The 17,615-nt window shown below is 67.2% G+C and carries 1 protein-coding gene (cut by both window edges); it reads right to left on the reverse strand.

This entire window lies inside a single protein-coding gene on the reverse strand: locus tag F8D48_RS11595, encoding an SdrD B-like domain-containing protein (RefSeq protein ID WP_170272725.1). The 73,920-nt coding sequence extends 22,814 nt beyond the window's left edge and 33,491 nt beyond its right edge, so the window shows coding positions 33,492-51,106 (codon 11,164, partial, through codon 17,036, partial); the first complete codon in reading order (the gene reads right to left) occupies positions 17,612-17,614. Both codon boundaries (start and stop) fall beyond the window edges.

The following is a 17,615-nucleotide window of genomic DNA, read 5'->3' on the forward strand; positions in this document are numbered from 1 at the left end:
CCTTGCCGGTGATGGCGGTGTAGCCGTACTCGCCGAAGCCGGCGTGCATGCGGGTCTCGTCGCGGCCACAGGACCAGTCGTAGATGACGGTCTGGTCGGCCGGCTGGCCGTTCTCGTCGCGGGCGGCCACCTCGGCGCCGGCGGCAGAGCCGGCGGCCTCAGCCCCGCGGGTCTCGTTCACGTAGTACTGGGGCTGGGTGCCGCGGGACGTGGCGGCGGCCGCATCGGCGCGGGCGCCGGAGGCGGCGTCGCGGGTGGGCTCGCCGTCGCCGGCGGTCGGCTGGGCCTCGGCCTGGCGGGCCAGGACGATCTTGCCGTCGAGCGCGGCCTTCACCGTGGCTCCGGCGTCGTCGGTCACCTGAACGGTCAGCTCGTTCATGCGCACGGGATAGTTGCCGTCGGTGTAGTCGGCGAAGTTCTGCTCATGGGAGCCCTTGGCCGCCAGCGCGCTCACGGCCTTGGAGTTCATGGCGTCGTCGGCATCGTCGGTCTGCAGCAGCGTAGCGGGCAGGCCCGGGATGGCCTCGGCGTTAGTGGTATCCACCGCGCCTCCCAGCACCTCCACGGTGTAGCCGGCCAGGTACTCGCCGGCGGGCACGGCCAGGTTGCTCGGGTCCACGACCACGGGCTGTTCGTCCTCGTCCTCCGGCTCGCTCATGATGTCGCCGTGGCGGGCGGCCACGAAGCGGGTGGGCAGGCGATCGAACAGGTAGTCGCCGGCCACGGTGAGGGTGCTGCCGTCGTCGGCGGTGCTGTCGCCGTCGGTGAGCACGGTGACGCCCACGCCCTCCAGGTAGGTGGCGTTCGGGATGATGGTGGTGAGCCCCTCGGCGTAGGCCTCGTCGGTCGTGGTATCCACCACGGACACGTCCTCGGTGGAGCCGTCGGGACGGGTAACCGTCTCGGTGCGGTAGGTCACCGATCCCTCGGCCACGGTGTAGCCGTCGTTGCCGAAGTTCCCGTTCAGGATCCACTCGTTGGCGGTCACGGCCTCGGCGGTCACGCCGTCGGCCAGGGTGGTCTGGTCTTCGTCGACGAAGGCATCGGCCTCGTCGATGACCTCGCCGGCGGCGTTCTTGTACACCGTGCGGGTCACGGGGGCCCAGTACCACTGCTTCAGGATGACGCGCTTGCCGGCCAGGCCCAAATCGCCGGTCGGAGCGGTGCCGCCCTCGCCGTCGCCCTCGCCGTCGGCCTCGGCGTCCGCAAGGGGCGCCTCGGCAGCGGGCAGGGCGTTCATCTGGCGGGTGCGGGCCAGGGTGCCGTCGTAGTCGGCGTCGTGGAACACCCGGCCGCCGATCTTCTGCTGCACGGGCACGCGCAGGCCGGCGTCGTTGCCGGCGCGGTCGGCGCCGCGGGCCAGGTCGAAGGCGAGCACGGGACGGAACTTGCCCGCGCCATCGTCGGCCGCAGCGGCCTCAGCGGCCGTCGCGGCGCCGCCGGCTGCGGCCGCGGCGGCGTTGGTGGTGTACACCCACTCCACCGGGTCGCCGTCGTAGCGGTCGTTATCGCCGTAGCGGTCATGGCTGTTCTGGTTCGGGTTGTCGGGGTTCAGGGCGCGGCGCAGGTTCACCGACGGCGAATCGCCGGCCTTCACGTCCAGCAGCACGGTGTACTCGGACGAATCGCCCTCGGCGGCGGTGCCGCTCATGAGGTAGCCGTCGGCGTGGACCAGGTCGGAGTCGGCCTTCCAGTCCTCGGCATCGGCGGCGTAGGAGGAACCCTGGAGGTACTTGGCCGTGCCCCAGTAGCGGTTCCACCAGTCGGCCTCGGTCAGGCGCACCCGGTAGCCGAACACCACGAGCTTGGGCTCGGCGCCCTCGGTGCCGTCGGCCACGGCCACGCCGTCCTTGAACGGCAACCAGCCCTGGGTCTTCAAGTTGGTGAACTCGTAGGAGCCGTCGGCCAGGGTGATGGCGTTGTGGGTGCCGTCCACCTCGGACTTCACGGGCACGGGAATGCCGTACTCGTTCAGCACCAGGGTCACCGGCGCGTACTCGGCGGGCTTGGTCTCGTCGCCGTTCTCGTCCACCTCGGCATCGGCCACGCAGGCGAAGGCCTCAACCTCGGTCACCTTATCGGTGAACAGGGCGGCCAGCTCGGCCTCGTCGTAGGCCTCGTAGGTGCCGGCGGTCTCCTTGTAGTAGGTCTCCACCTCCATCTTCGGGCAGATGACGCCGTTGGCGTACTGCATGAGCAGCACCTTCTCGTAGACGCCCTTCACGCCCACGGCCGGGGCCACCACCTGGCGGTACACCTCGGCGGTGGTCATGGGGGCCGGGAAGAGGGCCGCCAGGTCGGCCTCGCTGTAGGCAGCGTAGCTCACGGTGCCGTCGGTGGGATCGGTCACCTCGCGGTACCAGGTCTCGTCCTCCCCTTCCTCGGGAGCCTCCCAGGCGCCGTAGTGGTTGTCGCCGGCCAGGCCCTGGGTGCGGTCGGCCTCGTAGGCGGCCTGCTCCGCAGCGGTGGACCAGGTGGGATCGGCGTGCCAGCCGTTACCGGCCACCGAGGCCTCGTCGGTGCCGAGGTCCTCGGCCAAGGTGTAGAAGCGCTCCAGGGTCAGCTGGGCGCCCTTCACCGGGGCGTCGGCGGCCTCATCGCCCTCGCCGGCGTTCACGGTGCCGTTGATACCGTCGTTGTCGGCGTCGTTGAATACCACGCCGGTGATCTTCTGCGTGGGCGGCTTGATCTCGCCGGCGTCGCCGCCGCGTACCATCTTCTTGGGCAGGCCCGTGGCCGGGTCGATGACATCGGTGCCGTCGTCGTTCTTCAGGGTGCGGTAGGTCAGCCAGTCGTAGGTGAGGTAGCGGTCGGTGGGAACGAGCACCTTCGTGCCGTCGGCCATGACGTAGGCGTCGTCACCCGGGGTGTCGTCGACGGTCTTGTTGACGACGTCGGCCAGGGGCACGGTCACCTTGGAGGCCTGCAGGTCGCGAGCGGCCGTATCCGGGTCGATGTTGGAGTGCTTCACGCTCTCGGCCTCGCCGGCCAGGATGATGTGGCCGGAATGGGACCGCACGCCGGCGTGGGCGCCGCCGTCCAGGGTCAGCACCTCGTCCTGGGCCGTGATGGCGATGCCGCCGTTCTTGCCCAGGGTGCCCTCGGCGTCGGAATCCACATCGTAGGCCGCGGTCGGGTCGGAGCCGTCGGCACCGGGCAGGGTCTTGTGGTAGCGGGTGAACAGCCACTGCTCGTCGTCGGCCGTGACGGTCTGGTCGCCGGTGGTGAACAGGCGCTTGCCCACCTCCACGCGGTAGCTGGCCAGGTAGTGGCCGCCGTCGGGGGCGGTGTAGGCCGCGGGCAGGTTGTCGAAGGTGTACACGCCGCGGGTGCTCTCGTCCACGCGGTCCACCTCCACGTCCACGGCATCGTCGCCGGTGCCCTCGGTGACGGCCTCGGTGTAGTGGCGCGCGTCGGCCGTCTTCACGGCGATGACGCCGCGGGCGCCCTCCACGTTCCACGCATCGGTGGAGCGGGGGTTCACCTGGTCCTCCTCGGCCGGCAGGCCGGTGACCGGATCGGTGGCCTGCTCGCCGGTGACCGGATCGATGACCGGCACCTTCACGGTGTGGCTCGTCATCTTGTCGGTGCCGAAGGCGAGGTTGCGCACCCAGAAGCCAGATCCGTCGGAGGCGGGCTCGAAGTCGCCAGCCTCGAGGGCCTCGGCGGGCACGCCGGCCTCCTCGGCCAGCTCCGCCACGCGGGCGGCGTCCTCCTCGGAGAGCGTATCCTTGGCGGCCAGCTCAGCCAGCTCGGCGTTCACCGTGAAGCGGAAGGCATCGGCGGCGCCGTCGGCGGCCTGGTTGCCGTTCAGATCGGCGTAGGGCAGGTAGTACCACTGGGTCAGGTACACGGCCTGGTCGGCCAGGCCCGGCTCCCCGTCGTCCTGGATGCCGTTGTAGGCACGTTCGCGGGCCGCGGCGTCGTGGGCGTTCTCGTCGGTCTCGTAGAACGAGTCGTCCCACACCTTGCCGGAGATGCTGGAGCGCGGCACCATGACCAGGCCGGCGTCCCAGTTGTACAGACGGGCCGCGTCGCCCAGGTCGTAGACGGTGTTCACGTCGCCGAAGAGCATCTTGCCGTTGCCGTAGTCCTCCTCGGACTCGTACTCCAGCTTCTCGGCCAGGTAGGTCTTGTACTTGCCCTTGTAGGTGGCGTACTCGTCGTTCAGGGTGTTGTAGATGGCCAGGGCCTCCTCGTAGCGGGCGGTCTTGGCGTCAAAGTCGGCCTTGAGGTGGTCGTAGATGGCCTTGTAGCCGGGGAACTCCTCCTTGGAAAGCGTGTCGGTGGTCACCGTGGTGCCCTTGTCGCACAGGCCGTAGAGGTAGGTGTCGTCGCCCTCGTAGGCGGCGCAGTACACGAGCCACTCGTCCTGCTCGGTCTCGCCCTGGATGACGATGCCGTGCTTGTTATAGGGCTGGGTGAACACGTTGGTGGCCTCGGTGTTCACCTTGTAGGTGATGAGCTCGCCGTTGGCGTCGGCATAGACGAAGCCGAGGGTCTTGCTCCACGTGGTGAGGAAGTTGTTCCAATCGGTGGACCAGGCCTTGTCGGCGGCCTCCCGGGCGCGCTTGCGCTCGTCGTCGGTCGGGTTGTTCGGGTCCACCACCTTGATGGCGTCGTAGAAGTTCTCCTCGTTGTACTTCTCGTTGGCGCGGGAGAGCTCCTCGGGCGTGGGCGGCGTCTTCGGGGCGACCGGGATCTCCTTCTTCAGATCCTGGGCGGCCTTCCACAGGTTGTTCAGGGCCTCCTCCACGGCCTCGGTGGACTCGTAGCGGTTCACGGCCTTGCCGCCCAGGGTGAGCAGGGGCAGGTACAGGCCCGTGGCGATGCCGTCCTCGTCGATCTTCTCCTGGCCGTAGACCTTGTTGTCGGAGCTCTCCAGGCCGTTGTCGGCCCAGGTGACGCCGAGCACGTTTATGGCCGCGTCGCGCGGGCCGGCCACGATGAGGTTCACCGGGGAGCCCTCGTGCTTCAGCAGGCCGGCGACGGGCACCTGGCCGATCACCGTGCCCGGCGGCGCGCTGCCCGTGAGCTCGGTCTTGAAGATGACGCGGCCCACGGAAAGACCGTCGGCCTCGATGGCCGCCGTGGCCTGGGCGAAGCTCTTGCCCGTCACGTAGTCGCCAGTGGCGATGGTGGGGGCCACGCGCTCGGTCTCCTGGCCGTTCTCGTCGTAGGTCACCTTGTCGCCGTCGCGCAGCATGGAGCTCTGGTACAGCGGCAGCACCGGACGCAGGGCCTCCAGATCGCGCTTGACCTTGTGGGCCACGGTGTTGGTCTCCACCTCGCCATCCTCGGTACCGCCGATGACGGCATGGTGCACCACGGTCTTCACAGTGCGGAAGCGGTAGGTGGCCGTCACGGTCACGGACTCGCCCGGGGCCAGCTTGATGCGGCCGGTGTAGGCGCCGGAGCCGTCCACGTCGTCAGTGCCGAAGCGCACCACGGGGTTGCCCTCGGCATCGGTGGCGTTCATGTTCACGGGCACGCCGGCCTTGTCGCAGGCAGCGTCCACGCAGACCACGTCGGTCGCGGCCGTGAGGCCCTTGCCCGTCGGGTAGGGATCGGTGATGGTAATCTGCTGGGTGGCGTCGGTCTCGTTGCGGTACACCGTGGTGTAGGTGACCTCCACCGGGGTGTTCTCGTTCAGCTCAGCAAACGGCGCCAGCTCCGGCGAGTCGGCCAGGGGCGCGCCGGTCACGCGGTCGATGAGCGTGCCGGTGGCGGAGTGCTGGCCGATGGAGGCGAGCACGATGTAGCCGTCGGCGAAGGAGCCGGGCTCCGGCGTCCAGCCCTCGTCCCGCTGCTCGTTCAGGTAGTAGGTCAGGGTCGTGGCGTCCTCGGAGTTGGTGCCATCGGCGCTCTGGGTGCCGTTGAAGCCCTCGCCGGGCTCCTCCGCCTCGCCGTCGCCCTCATCCACGGAGCCGGGGGCGAAGGGCGCGTCGGCCACGGCCACGTAGATGTCGTCGCCGGCGGCGTTGCCGTTGGCCACCTTCACGTAGCGGGTCACGGCCGGGTCGGTGCCGGCGGGCATGGGCTCGAAGACCGAGCCGTTCTTGATGTAGTAGGCGGTGCCGTCGGTGTAGCCGGAGGCCACGTCGTTGGCCTGACGCAGCACGCCAGTGGCCACGGGCTTGGTCATGAGGTCGGAGTCGGAGTCCACCGACTGGCCGAGGTTGCCCGTGTTGTCGGTCATGAAGGCGTTGCGCACGGTGATGGCGTAGTCCTCATCGAGCGCGTTCAGATCCTCCTGATCGATGCGCAGGCGGTAGCCGGCCAGACGCTTGGTCTTGTAGTCGTTGTCCAGGTTGCGGGTGTCGCGCGGGTCAACCACGTAGGAGGACACGTCGCGGAACAGGTAGGTGCCCGCCGCGGCCGCGTCGCCCGTGTAGGCCTCGCGCAGCTCATCGCCGGGGTACAGCTGCCAGCGGAACTCGCCCTCATCGGTCATGGTCCACTCCATGACCGGGGTCTTCTCGCCGGTGTCGGGGTCGATCACCGGCACGCCGGCGGCGTTGGTCTTCCACAGCGGGTTGCCGTTGGAATCCTTCTTCTGGACGTACTCCATGCGGGTCTCGGTCGGGCCGTAGTACCAGGTTTCCAGCTTCACCTTCACGCCGCCGTTATCGCGGCCCTGGCCCACGCCCTCCTCGTCGGCCTGCTGCACGCCGTCGTAGTTGGCATCGCTCCACACGTTGTTGCCCAAATAGCCCTTGGTGCCGTCCACGTAGCCCAAAGCCAGCTTGTCCTGGCGCTCGTAGCCGAGCCACTTGTTGGCGGGATCCTGGTAGATCACCTTGCCGTCCGCGTCCAGCGGCAGGGCGGCCGTGAGCGGGTAGGTGCGGGCGGAGCCGGACACGTAGCGCAGGTCGTTGTCGGCCACGAGCACGTCGGAGTCGTGGTAGTAGAAGCCGTCGCGCTGGTAGGCCGTCGCATCGTTGCTCCAGGTGTTCAGCGTGGGCTTGATGAGGCGGTTGGCCACGGTCTCGGAGGTCTTGATGATGTAGGTCTTGCCGGCCTTCAGGCGGAAGCGGAAGAAGCCGGTGTCGTCGGTCACGATGGTGGCGGCGTTGCCGTCGGCATCGGTGGCCAGAGTGGACGAGATGGACCCCTTCGCCTTGTCGTACTCGTAGACGTTCACGCGGATGCCCTCGAGGCGGCGCTCGGGCTTGGCATCGGCTCCGGCCATCTGCTCTTCAGTGGTGCCGGTGCCCACGCCCACGGAATCCAGCAGGGAGTTGATCTGGATGTCCTCCTCCGGCGTGCCGTCGGCCAGGATATCGTCGCGGTAGGTGACGCCCTCGAAGGTGATGCCCTGGGCGATGCCGAGCTTCATGGAGGTGGCCTTCTTGTCGTAGGCCTCGTGCACGGCCTTGTCGTAAGCGTCGGTGCCGGCGTTGGCCTGATCGTAGGCCACGGGCTCCACCTCGATGGTGGAGGTGGTCACCACAAGCGCCGCGTCCACGCCGTTGGCATGGTCGGCCTCGATGCGCTCCACGGTGAGGTCCTTGTCCTCGGCGTTGGCGTAGATGTCCGTCTCGCCGATGGACTTCTGGGTGGGTGAGAAGTTGTAGTACTCCTCGGGGAAGGTGTAGCGCAGGCGGTACTTGCCCGGCTCCAGGTTACTGAACACGTAGTAGCCCGGGTTGCCGTAGTAGTCGGTCTCGGTGTAGTAGACGCAGGGCGCGCCCGAGTCGGCGGAGATGTAGTTGCCCCAGGCGTCGAACTCCGGCTTGCCGGTGCGCTCGTCGCAGCGGACCCAGCGGTCCTGGCGGCCGGTCTTGTCGTTGTTCACGAGCACCGACACCTCGCCGTCGCGGTTGACAGGGTTGCCGTACTCGTTCAGGAGCTCCACCTTGACGTCGTTGATGCCCGGGTCTTCCTTCTCCAGGTCGTAGTCCAGATCCTTCAGGCGGCTCTGGTCGCGGTCGTTGGCATCCTTGTAGGTGGTGTTGTCGAAGCGCTTGAGCATCTGCTTCTCGTAGTACACCGGGTTGCCGTCCTTGTCGACCACCTGGTTGCCGTCGCGGTCGATGGCCGGCTCGCGCACGGTCTCGTACTCGGGCTTGCCGGTAACCGGGTCCACCACCACGCCGCGCAGCAGCTTGCGGCCGTTGAGCGAGGTCTGGTAGGCGGAATTCAGCACGTTGCCGTCGGCATCCTTCTCCGCCTCCTTGCCGTTCATATCCAGCACGTCGTCCTCGGGGGTGCCGGACCAGTCGGAGTCGAGCCACACGTAGTCGCCGATGTAGCCGCGGTTGTCCGGGGCGTCCACGAAGGTACCGGCGCGCACGTCCTCCACGTGGTAGGCGCCGGAGATGTCGCCGGAGTCGTTGATGTTCACGCGGCAGTAGAAGGTGTTCCACTGCACGGCGGAGCGCAGCTCGGCGGCGCGGGCACGACGCTTGTTGTAGAGGGCCTTCTCGGCCTCGGTGTACTTGTCGTACTCCTCCTGCTTCACCTCGGCCTGCATGTCAACGGCCGGGTCGCCCGTCTTGGTGCCCAGGAACTTGGGCAGGTTCAGCGGGGCCTTCAGGTCGTAGACGAGGCGCAGGTAGCCCTTGCGCGGGATGAAGGTGTCGATCTTCGGCTGGGCCCAGATGGCTACCAGGCCCCGGGTCAGCTCCTCCTTCTCCTCGGGGTACTCCTCCACGTACTCCTTCAGGTCGGCCAGCTTCACGAGCTTGTAGCGGCGCTTCATGGTGTCGGCGTCGGTGATGAGGTTGCCGGTCACTTCGTCGTACTCGCCGAGGCGCACCTTCTCGAACTCGTAGTAGGAGCTGTCAGTCCACTGCTCCAGGTCGTCGGGGTCCTTGCCGTCCTCGAAGGAGCCGTAGTTCGGCCCGTAGACGACCTTGTCGCCGTACATGTACATCCAGAACAGGTCGGAGGGATCGGCTAGGCTGATGCGGCCCGTGGCCGGATCCTCCTCGTAGGGGCCGACCCAGATGTCCATGTCCACGCCGTCGGTGAGGGTGATGCCGTCGGCGGGCATGGTGGAGTCGGCGGCGGAGAACCGCTTCACCTTGATGGAGTCCAGGTCCTTCAGCCAGCCGGACCACTGGGAGCCGCGGCTGATGGGCTCGGCGTTGTTGTTCGTCCAGATCTGGTAGTCGCCCTCGAACGGCAGGATGTCGTAGAGTGCGATGTTGTTGAAGTTGCGGGCCTTCGACTCGTCGGCCTCGGGGTTCACCGCACTGGTGTAGTAGCTGTAGGTGGTGCCCTCGGGCACAGCGGCCGCGCCGTTGGAGGCGTAGGTGGCCAAGTCCTCCATCTGGGTGGAGGCCGTCTTGGTGTTGGACAGGTTCTGCTCGCCGGTGAACTCCAGGGCCTTCAGCTGCATCATGACCATGGACTGCGAGGTCTGGCCGTCCAGGTTCACGTCGCGGGTATCGGACACCAGGCCGCGAGTGGAGCCGTCGTTATCGGAGGTGGCCGGCGTGTAGGGCATGAACGAGCCGGGCTTGTAGCCGTAGCCGGAGGTGGTCAGCAAGTCTTCCGACAGCAAGTCGGAGGACTCCTTCTGCACCGGCATGATGAGCTCGATGACGATGCCCTGGCCCGGGGACAGGATGCCGCGGTCGTACTCGGTGACCTGGGTCACGTTGCCGTTCTCGTCCTCCACGTCCTTGATGGACTTCTGGCCGCTGAAGCGCCAGTTGAACATCTTGCGGTTGAAGTTGGAGCCCGCGTCCACGCCGGCGGCCTTGTCGGCCACGAGGAAGGCCGAGCCCTTGCTGTTGATGGGGCCGGGGTCGTTCATGCGCGGCGCCGAGGAGGAGTTGGAGCGCACCACGTCGCCCACTTCGAGGTAGTCGGTCATGTCGGCCACGTAGTAGGTCCAGATGGGCTGCTTCGCGTCCAGGTTGGGATGGGGCTTGTTGCCCACCTTGGTGGACACGTAGTCCCAGTCGAAGTAGCTGTAGACCGGGTTGGGCACGGTCTCGGTGGTGGTAGTGTTGTCGGGGTTGGTCACCGTCTTGGTGGTGTACAGGTCGTCGTAGGCCACGTACTGCAGCTTGTCGTCGGTCATGTCCTGGGAGGCGCCGAAGCCCTCCACATAGGGCAGGATCTGGGAGATCTGCGGGTTGGCGCAGTAGTCCTGCTCGTAGCCCTTGTAGTTCAGGGCGGCCATCTGCTCGTCGGAGAGGTTGGACAGGATGATCTTGTAGCGCATCATGCGCGAGGAGCCCTTGTCGATGGTGGAGGCGCCGGTGACCCACTTGTAGCCGGTGGTGCCGGAGCCGGAGAAGTAGCCCTGGATGATCTCGAGGGCCAGCACCGGCGACTCGGGCGTGCGGATGAAGCCGGCGCGGCTGCGCTCGGTCTCCACGCTCTTGGTGTCGTCGTAGCGCGGCACCGCCGAGACGAAGTGGTTCACGTGCACCGACGGGTCGGCCTCGGCCGAGGGGGCCTCGTTGTCGGGCGGGTTCTGGGAGGCCTGGCCCACGGTGGGCGTGTTCAGAAGCGACGTGGCGAAGTCCACCATGGGGGCGTTGTCGGTGATGCCGGAGTGCAGGGCCACGGTGGTGTCCGGGTAGTAGTTGCCCGCCGCGTCCAGGATCTGCACCTGGCCGTGGTTGTTCTTCTTGTAGCCCCAGCCGGCGTTCAGGCGCAGCGGGTCGAACTCGTCGGCCTCCTGCTTGCCGGCGGTGACGACCTCCTTGCCGTTCTGGTCGTAGAGCTTCTCGTCGGAATCGGGCACGGCGTCCACGTCGAGGCGGAAGCCGTGGGGCACGGCCACCTCGTGGGACAGGCGGTCGTCGTCGACGCGCGGGGTGATGGCGCGGCCCCTCTCGTCGGTGGTGGGCACGGCCTTCACCACCCAGCGGATCTGACGCACCTGGCAGCCCTCGTACTTGTCGAGGAAGCTGTCGTCGATGGTGACGTTCTCCTTGTCGGAGATGGCGTAGCCGCCCGGCTCGCCGATCTGGATCCAGCGCTGCTCGTCGGCGGTGTTGTAGTCGGTGGAGTCGCCGAACACCTCGTCGATCTCGTCCTCGCCGTACCAGTAGTCGCGGTCGGCATCGCTGCCGGGCAGGGCGAAGTTCTCATGGTCGGTGTAGGTGGGGCCGTTCTGCTCGTTGTAGGCGTTCACGCACTCGGCACGGTCGGTGGACACGATGCGGGCGAACATGAACAGGCGCAGCTGGCTCTCGGTCTCAGCGGCCTCGTTGGCGGGCAGGGCGCCCGCCTCGTTGGCGGCCAAAGGCGTGCCCTTATTATCGCCGGTGTCGGTGTAGAGGGCCCCGGGGACCTCCCACACGCCCGTGGACACGCGCTCGAACACCGAGCTCAGGCGACCCACGGCGTAGGCAGTGGACTCGAAGGGCGCGTTGTTCACGGTCATGGCGTTGTCGTTGGCCGTGGCGCCGGCAGTGGCCCAGAAGGGCACCTGCCAATCCACCACGAAGCTGTTCACGGCGCCGCCGGTGTTCACGGCCTGGGTCAGGTAGAACCCGTTGGAGCCGCGCAGCTGCACGTCCTGGCCGGTGTAGACGTTCATGTCGGAGTTGTAGATGAGGCTGCGCAGCTTCTCGGTGTCGGAGCGCACCGACACGCTGGGCTTGCGCACGTGGAACCAACCGGAGGTGGCGGTCACGTACAGGTCGTCGAAGTCCTTGTCGCGGTCGTAGTTGATATTCTCGTACTGGTTGTCCTCGGCCTTCTTGCCGGCGCGGAAGAAGCGGTTCACCGACTGGCCGTGGAACGACGTGCCGATGAGGGTCTTGATCTGGTCGTCCTCAAGCTTGGGCTTGGTGGCCGCCGAGCCGCCGGCGCTGCCGGGATCGATGGGGTTGCCGTTCTCGTCCTTGCCCAGACCGGTGTTCTCGCTGCCACCGGTACCATCGAACTTGTCATCATAGATATGATCCCAGGCGCCGTCCTCCGGGTCGTCGGACAGCCAGTTCAGCTTGGTCTCGTGGGCCGTGGCGTAGAACTGGGAGTCGTCGCCGTCCCAGGAGGCCACGGTCTCCATCTGCTTCTTGAAGCTGACCAGGTTGCCGTCCTCGTAGAGGCTGTCGTCCATGGCCGACTCCACGTCGCCCAGGTTGTCCAGGCGGGTCTTCACCTTCACGGTGATGGCGTCGCCGTAGCCCAGGTAGCCGTCGGCGTGGGCGCCGGCGTAGAAGGCGTTCAGCAAGCTGTCGAACTCGGCGAACTCGCTGTCGGTGGCGTCGTCGGGGGCGGCCAGCTCGAACACGACCACCTCGCGATCGTGGGCGTGGGCCTTCGGCGTGGTCAGCGCGCCCACGCCCTGGTTCTCCTCGGACTCGCCGGCCAGGCGGTCGTGGACGAGGTTGCGGCTCGCCAGGGTGTCGGTCGGGTCGTCCAGGTCGGCCTTGCCGTAGTGGGCGTTGTCGGCGCCGCCGCGGCCGGCCGTGGGACCGGTCGTGGCGAAGGTGTCGTCACCGTAGTTGGGCTGGTAGGTCACCTTCACGGTCCAGCCCTCGGCCAAAAGCTGCTTGGGAGTCAGCCGCTCGATGCGCATGACGCCCTCGCCCAGGGCCTTGTCGGCCCAGGTCTTGGCCACGAGCTTCTCGCCCGCGGCGTTGGCCACGTACTCGCCGGCCTTGGTGTCGGCCTCGGTCTTGGGCACCAGGGTGCCGGTGCCGTCGTCGACCATGGCCGGAGTGCCGTCGGCGGCCCGCACGGTCTCGCCGGCCGCGGTGTCGGGCTTGGTCTTGGGGGCGTTGTCCTTGTCGTTGTTCTCGGCCACGGTCACCCAGCGCTCGATCTTGTGGGCGGCGGCGTCCACCACGTAGTCGCCGGCGGCCGGGTCGGCCACCTCGGCGTGGCGGTCGCGGTAGGTGCGCTCCACGTAGAAGGCGTACTCGTCGTCCTCGTAGTCGCCGATCCACTGGTAGTTGCTGTCGGTGGAGGTGGTGCCGTCCCAGCCGGCCAGCTCCTTGTCGTCGGTGAGCATGCGGTCGTCGTAGAAGGTCACCTGGCTCGGCAGGTGCAGGGCGTACACGAGCTTGGCGTGCTTCAGGTTGCCTTGGGCCTCCACGATGTCGGTGTAGTCCTCAGGCTCCAGCTTGTCCGCGGAGTTGGTGATGGTGGCTGCGAACCAGGGGTGCTCGTTGTACTGCCAGGCGTCGTTCTCGCCCGAGGGCAAGAACAGGGTGTCGTGCTCGATCCAGTTGTTGTCCATGCCGAAGGACTCCAGGAAGGCCGGATCGTACTGGATCTCGTTGTGGTGGAAGTACGGGTCGTTGTCGCCCGTGGCCACCCAGGCCAGGGTACGGCCGTCCACGCGGTAGTTGTTGAAGGTGTAGGGGATGATCTCCCACACCTCCGGGTCGTAGGTGCCCAGGTTCGGGGTGCCGTCGGCGTTGTAGTCCACGGGCGTGGACACATCGCTCGTCAGGATGTCGGTGCCCTTCTCGCGCAGCATCCACTCGCCCGCCTCGTTGGTCTTGTAGGGAATGCCCGGATCCTTCAGCGGGATGTGGAAGATCACGTTGCGCGTCTGGGTGGTGCGGATGTCGTCCACGGTCTCGTTGCGGCTGTACTCGAACTCGTCGTAGGCGTCGGGGGCCTTCGGCGGCTCCTCGTCCTTCACGCGGATGATCTCCACGGGCAGATAGATCGAGGGGCCCTCGTTGGAATCGGACGCCGGGGACTTCACCTCGATGTAGAGCTGGTTGGCCTCGGCCTCCATGTAGTCGCCGAGCTTGTCGGTGCCGGGCACCAGGTCGCGGCGGAACGACTTCTCGGTGACCACCACGCCGTCGCGCACGACGTTCCACGTGCCCTCGGTGCCCTCGGTGCCGTCGGTGCTGCTCGGATCGGGGTCGCTGAAGGTGTAGAAGGTCTCCCCCACGGCCGTGAAACGGCCCTCGTCGGCGGTGATGGTCGCCCCGTCGGGGGCCTTCACCTGGGCCACGTAGTGGGCGTAGCGCTCCTTCACGGGGTTCTTGTCCGCATCCACGAGCGGCTTGCCGGTGCTGTCCAGCTTGTTCTTCTCCACCTCGGTGTAGAGGTAGTAGTTCTCGCCGATCTTGACCAGGCGGCCGAGGCCGGCGGTGGTGTAGACGTACTTGGTACGCGGATCCACGTTCTTCTTGAAGATGGTGGCCTTTGTGTAGTCGGTCTCGGCGGTGCCGGAGCCCGTGTGCTTGTACAGCTGCGGGGCGCTCGGGCCGGTGTACTGGTCGAGGTTGGTGGAGTTCAAGGTCACGGCATCGTAGCTGACCCGGGTGATGAACTCGGGCACCTCGGGCTTCTCCGGGTCGGTCGGCTTGCCGTCGCCCGTGCCGCCGTCGCCAGAGCCGTCGCCAGAGCCGTCGCCAGAGCCGTCGCCCGTGCCGTCGCCCTTGTCGCCGTCGCCCTTGTCGCCGTCCTCGCCCTCGGTGGGCGGTGTGTAGTCGGGGTTGGGCACCTGGGTCTCGGTGCGCACGTAGAAGGTGAGGTCGTCCAGCGGGTGCTCCACGAGGGCGCCCGGGGAGTCCTTATCGCCTTCCAGGGTGTACACGTAGTCGTCGAAGAAGCCCACTTCCAGGGCACGCAGCTTGGCGTTCACGTAGGTGACCTGGCCGCGCACGATCTGCTTCACGAAGATGTCGGGAGCCGCGTCGCTCGCGTAGAAGGCCAGCTGGGTGGCCGAGGACAGGTCCTTCTTCTCGTAGGTGCCCTTGGCGTCGTTGTAGGTGTAGAAGGTGGCGCCCAGAGCACTCTGCTCCGGCACCGCTCCCAGGCTGTAGTCGAAGTAGCTGTAGGGGTCCACCACCTCGCCGGTCGCCGGGGCCTTGTGGGCCACGCGCACGGAGACGAAGGCGTCGCCCTCGCCCACGAACAGCGGGGTGCCCGCGTCGGCCAGGCTGCCCAGGACGTACTTGTCCCGCGGCACGGCGGTGTACACTTCCTCGCGCTTGTAGACCGTGTCGGCGGACGGGTCGTAGTCGGTGGCATCGGCCACGGCCACGTAGATGAACTGGCCCGGGTTGGCTGTATCGGGGCGCTTGATGTACTTCGTGCCGTCGTAGCCGGCCTCGGCCTCGCTGTAGACGTACTCGCGGGTGTAGAAGGTCGTGCCCGCGGCGTCGTCCCATTTGCGGTCGGCGTCGGGAATGGGGTTGGTGGTCACCTTCTTGGTGCGCTTGTAGTTCTCGGTCAGCACGAGCTTGCCGCCGCCGTCGCAGTCGCCGGCGTACAGGTCGGCCACGGTCTGGTCCAGCTCGCCGGTCAGAAGCGACAGGGTGAAGGTCTTCTTGAGGGACCACACCACGTTGCCGTTCTCGTCGTAGGACTTCAGCGTCAAGGTGACGACGTTTCCGTTCTTCACGCGCTTGGCGTAGTTCTTCATGGTGCCGTCTTCGTAGCGCTCGCTCATCTCGGTGGTGATGACGCCGTTGTTGTCGGTCTCGATCACCTTGATGCGCTCGTGGCCCTCGGTGTCGCGCAGCACGCGGTCGGTGAACTTGATGCCATTCTCCCACCAGGTGCGCGGCGCGGTGATGATGGAGCCGTCCACGGAGATGATGGAATCCTCGTCGGCGCCCATGCCCGTGGCCGAGGTGCCCGGGATGCCGTCGTTGGCATAGTCCGCGCCGGTATCGCTCGGACGGTCGCTCGGGTTGGCCTCCACCTCGTAGTCGGCGTTCAAGGTGGGCACCTTGGTGCGCAGCTTCATGGTGGAGTACACGCCGGAATCCCCGTGCTCGCGGGCCTCGCCGGCCAGACGGTTCACGAACTTCTCGCGATGGGTGGCCGCGGTGTCGGGCACCAGGGCGCCGTCGCCGTTCACGTCGCGATGGCCGTTCAGGGCCAGGGTGGTGGCCGCCGACAGGCCGTAGGCGTTGGCGGCGAACTCGTAGTCGCCCACCGTGAGGCCCTTGCCCTGGTTCAGCGGCGTGGCCAGCGGCTCGCCGGCGGGGTCCTTGGTCACGGTGTCGGTGCCCACGAGCGGCAGGCCCGCGGCGGGCAGGCCGCCCAGGGCGTTGGCGGAGCGGATGGTGCCGTAGCGCTCGGTGTAGGTGCCGTTGTAGCCGGCCAGGTAGTTGTAGGGCACCTTCTCGCCCAGGGAGGCGCCGGTCTTCGGATCGCCCGTCTTGATGTACTTGGCGGGGATGAAGCCCTCAGTGCGCGGCACAGCCGCATACTCGCTGCCCGAGGCGTTCTGGGCCTCGTACTCGTAGTAGGTGCTCTCGGTGGCATCGAGGCGCTTGTCGGCCAGATAGTAGCCGGTGGCCTTGGCGATGTTGTTGTAGGTGGTGGAGTTCACCGTGGTCCAGTTGGAATGCTCGGCGCGGTACTTCAGCCACGTGAGCTTCTTCTGGTGGCCCTTCAGGGGATGGCCGTCGCCGAACAGGCCGAGCTGGGCCTCGGCACCCGGGGTGAAGGGGTTGGCGTCGCTGGCGGCCACCAGGGTGACGTTGCCCGTGGTCATGCCCGTGGACTGGGTGACGCGGTCGGCCGCGGCGGCGTTGGCCACCTTGATGTCCTCGTCGACGAGGTGCTTGGCGCCGTCCACCTTGGAGGTGACGAAGGCGCGGATGTTCTCGTAGCTCTTGGTCATGGAGGCCGGGTCCAGGCCCATCTTCGGCTCGTCGTAGGTGAGCACGTTGAACTTGAAGGTGTCCAGGCCACCCGAGACGATCTGGGTCACCAGGTCGCGGGCGTCGTTGTAGCCCGTGGCCTTGGGCTCGAAGCGCAGGACGTAGCGCCATTCCACCGAGCCCGTGTCGGTGGTCACCGGCTCGAAGGCGTAGGTGGCATCCCAGTTGGCTTCCTTCCAGGCCGCCGCCATGTTGTCGTTCACGCTGGCCAGGGTCTGATACCCCGTGGCGTCGCCGGCCGGGGCGGGGGTAGCCGTCAGGTTGTCGTAGTTATCGGCATCGGCGCCCACCACGGCGGACACGTCCCAGTCCTCAGTGGCCAGGGTCCAGTTCGCCATGCCCTTGTTCTCGCCCTTGATGGAATAGGGCTGGCCGGTGGTCTTGGAGTACGGAGCCACGCCGTAGGGCAGCACCACAGTCAGCACGGGCAGCGTGAGCGAGCCCTTGGAGCCGCCGTCCACGGCGTAGTTGTTGTGGTACTTGGAGTTGTAGGTGGTGCCGTTGTGCACGTTGGCCGTGTTGTTGTACTGCCACTGGTAGGGCTGGTCGTTCAGCCAGTAGCGGTTCTCGATGTGCACGTTGATCTGGCGGCGGTCCGCCTCGGTGTCCACATAGTAGGTCTCGTTCACCGCTTCCACGGCGTTGGAGGTCTTGCCGGCCTCAGGGCTATACTCGCTCACGGTGCTCCACACGCGCACGAGCGGCTTGCGCATGACCGCATGGGTGCCAGTCTGGGCGTAGAGGGTCTGCGGCTCGCCGGCAGCGTTCTTCTTCAGGGCGTCGTTGTAGTTCACCTGGGCGGCGTTGGTCACCACGAGGCCCATGGCGGCCAGGGCCCGCTGGCCGTCGTTGGCGGCCAGGGCCTCGTCAGCCAGCACCGAGTTGGTCATGGTGGTGAACCCGTTCACGGCCGGGAAGTTCGGAGAGCCGTAGAACTCGCCGTAGAGCGGCGCGTGCACGCCGAGGCGGCCCTTGGCGATGAGGGTCCAGGAGTAGTCCATGCCGTAGGGCTGCACGTTCTGGCGGCGGCTGCGCAGGGCGGCGTTGCCC

Origin of the sequence: Adlercreutzia muris (assembly GCF_008831045.1) — a bacterium.
Taxonomy (GTDB): domain Bacteria; phylum Actinomycetota; class Coriobacteriia; order Coriobacteriales; family Eggerthellaceae; genus Adlercreutzia; species Adlercreutzia muris.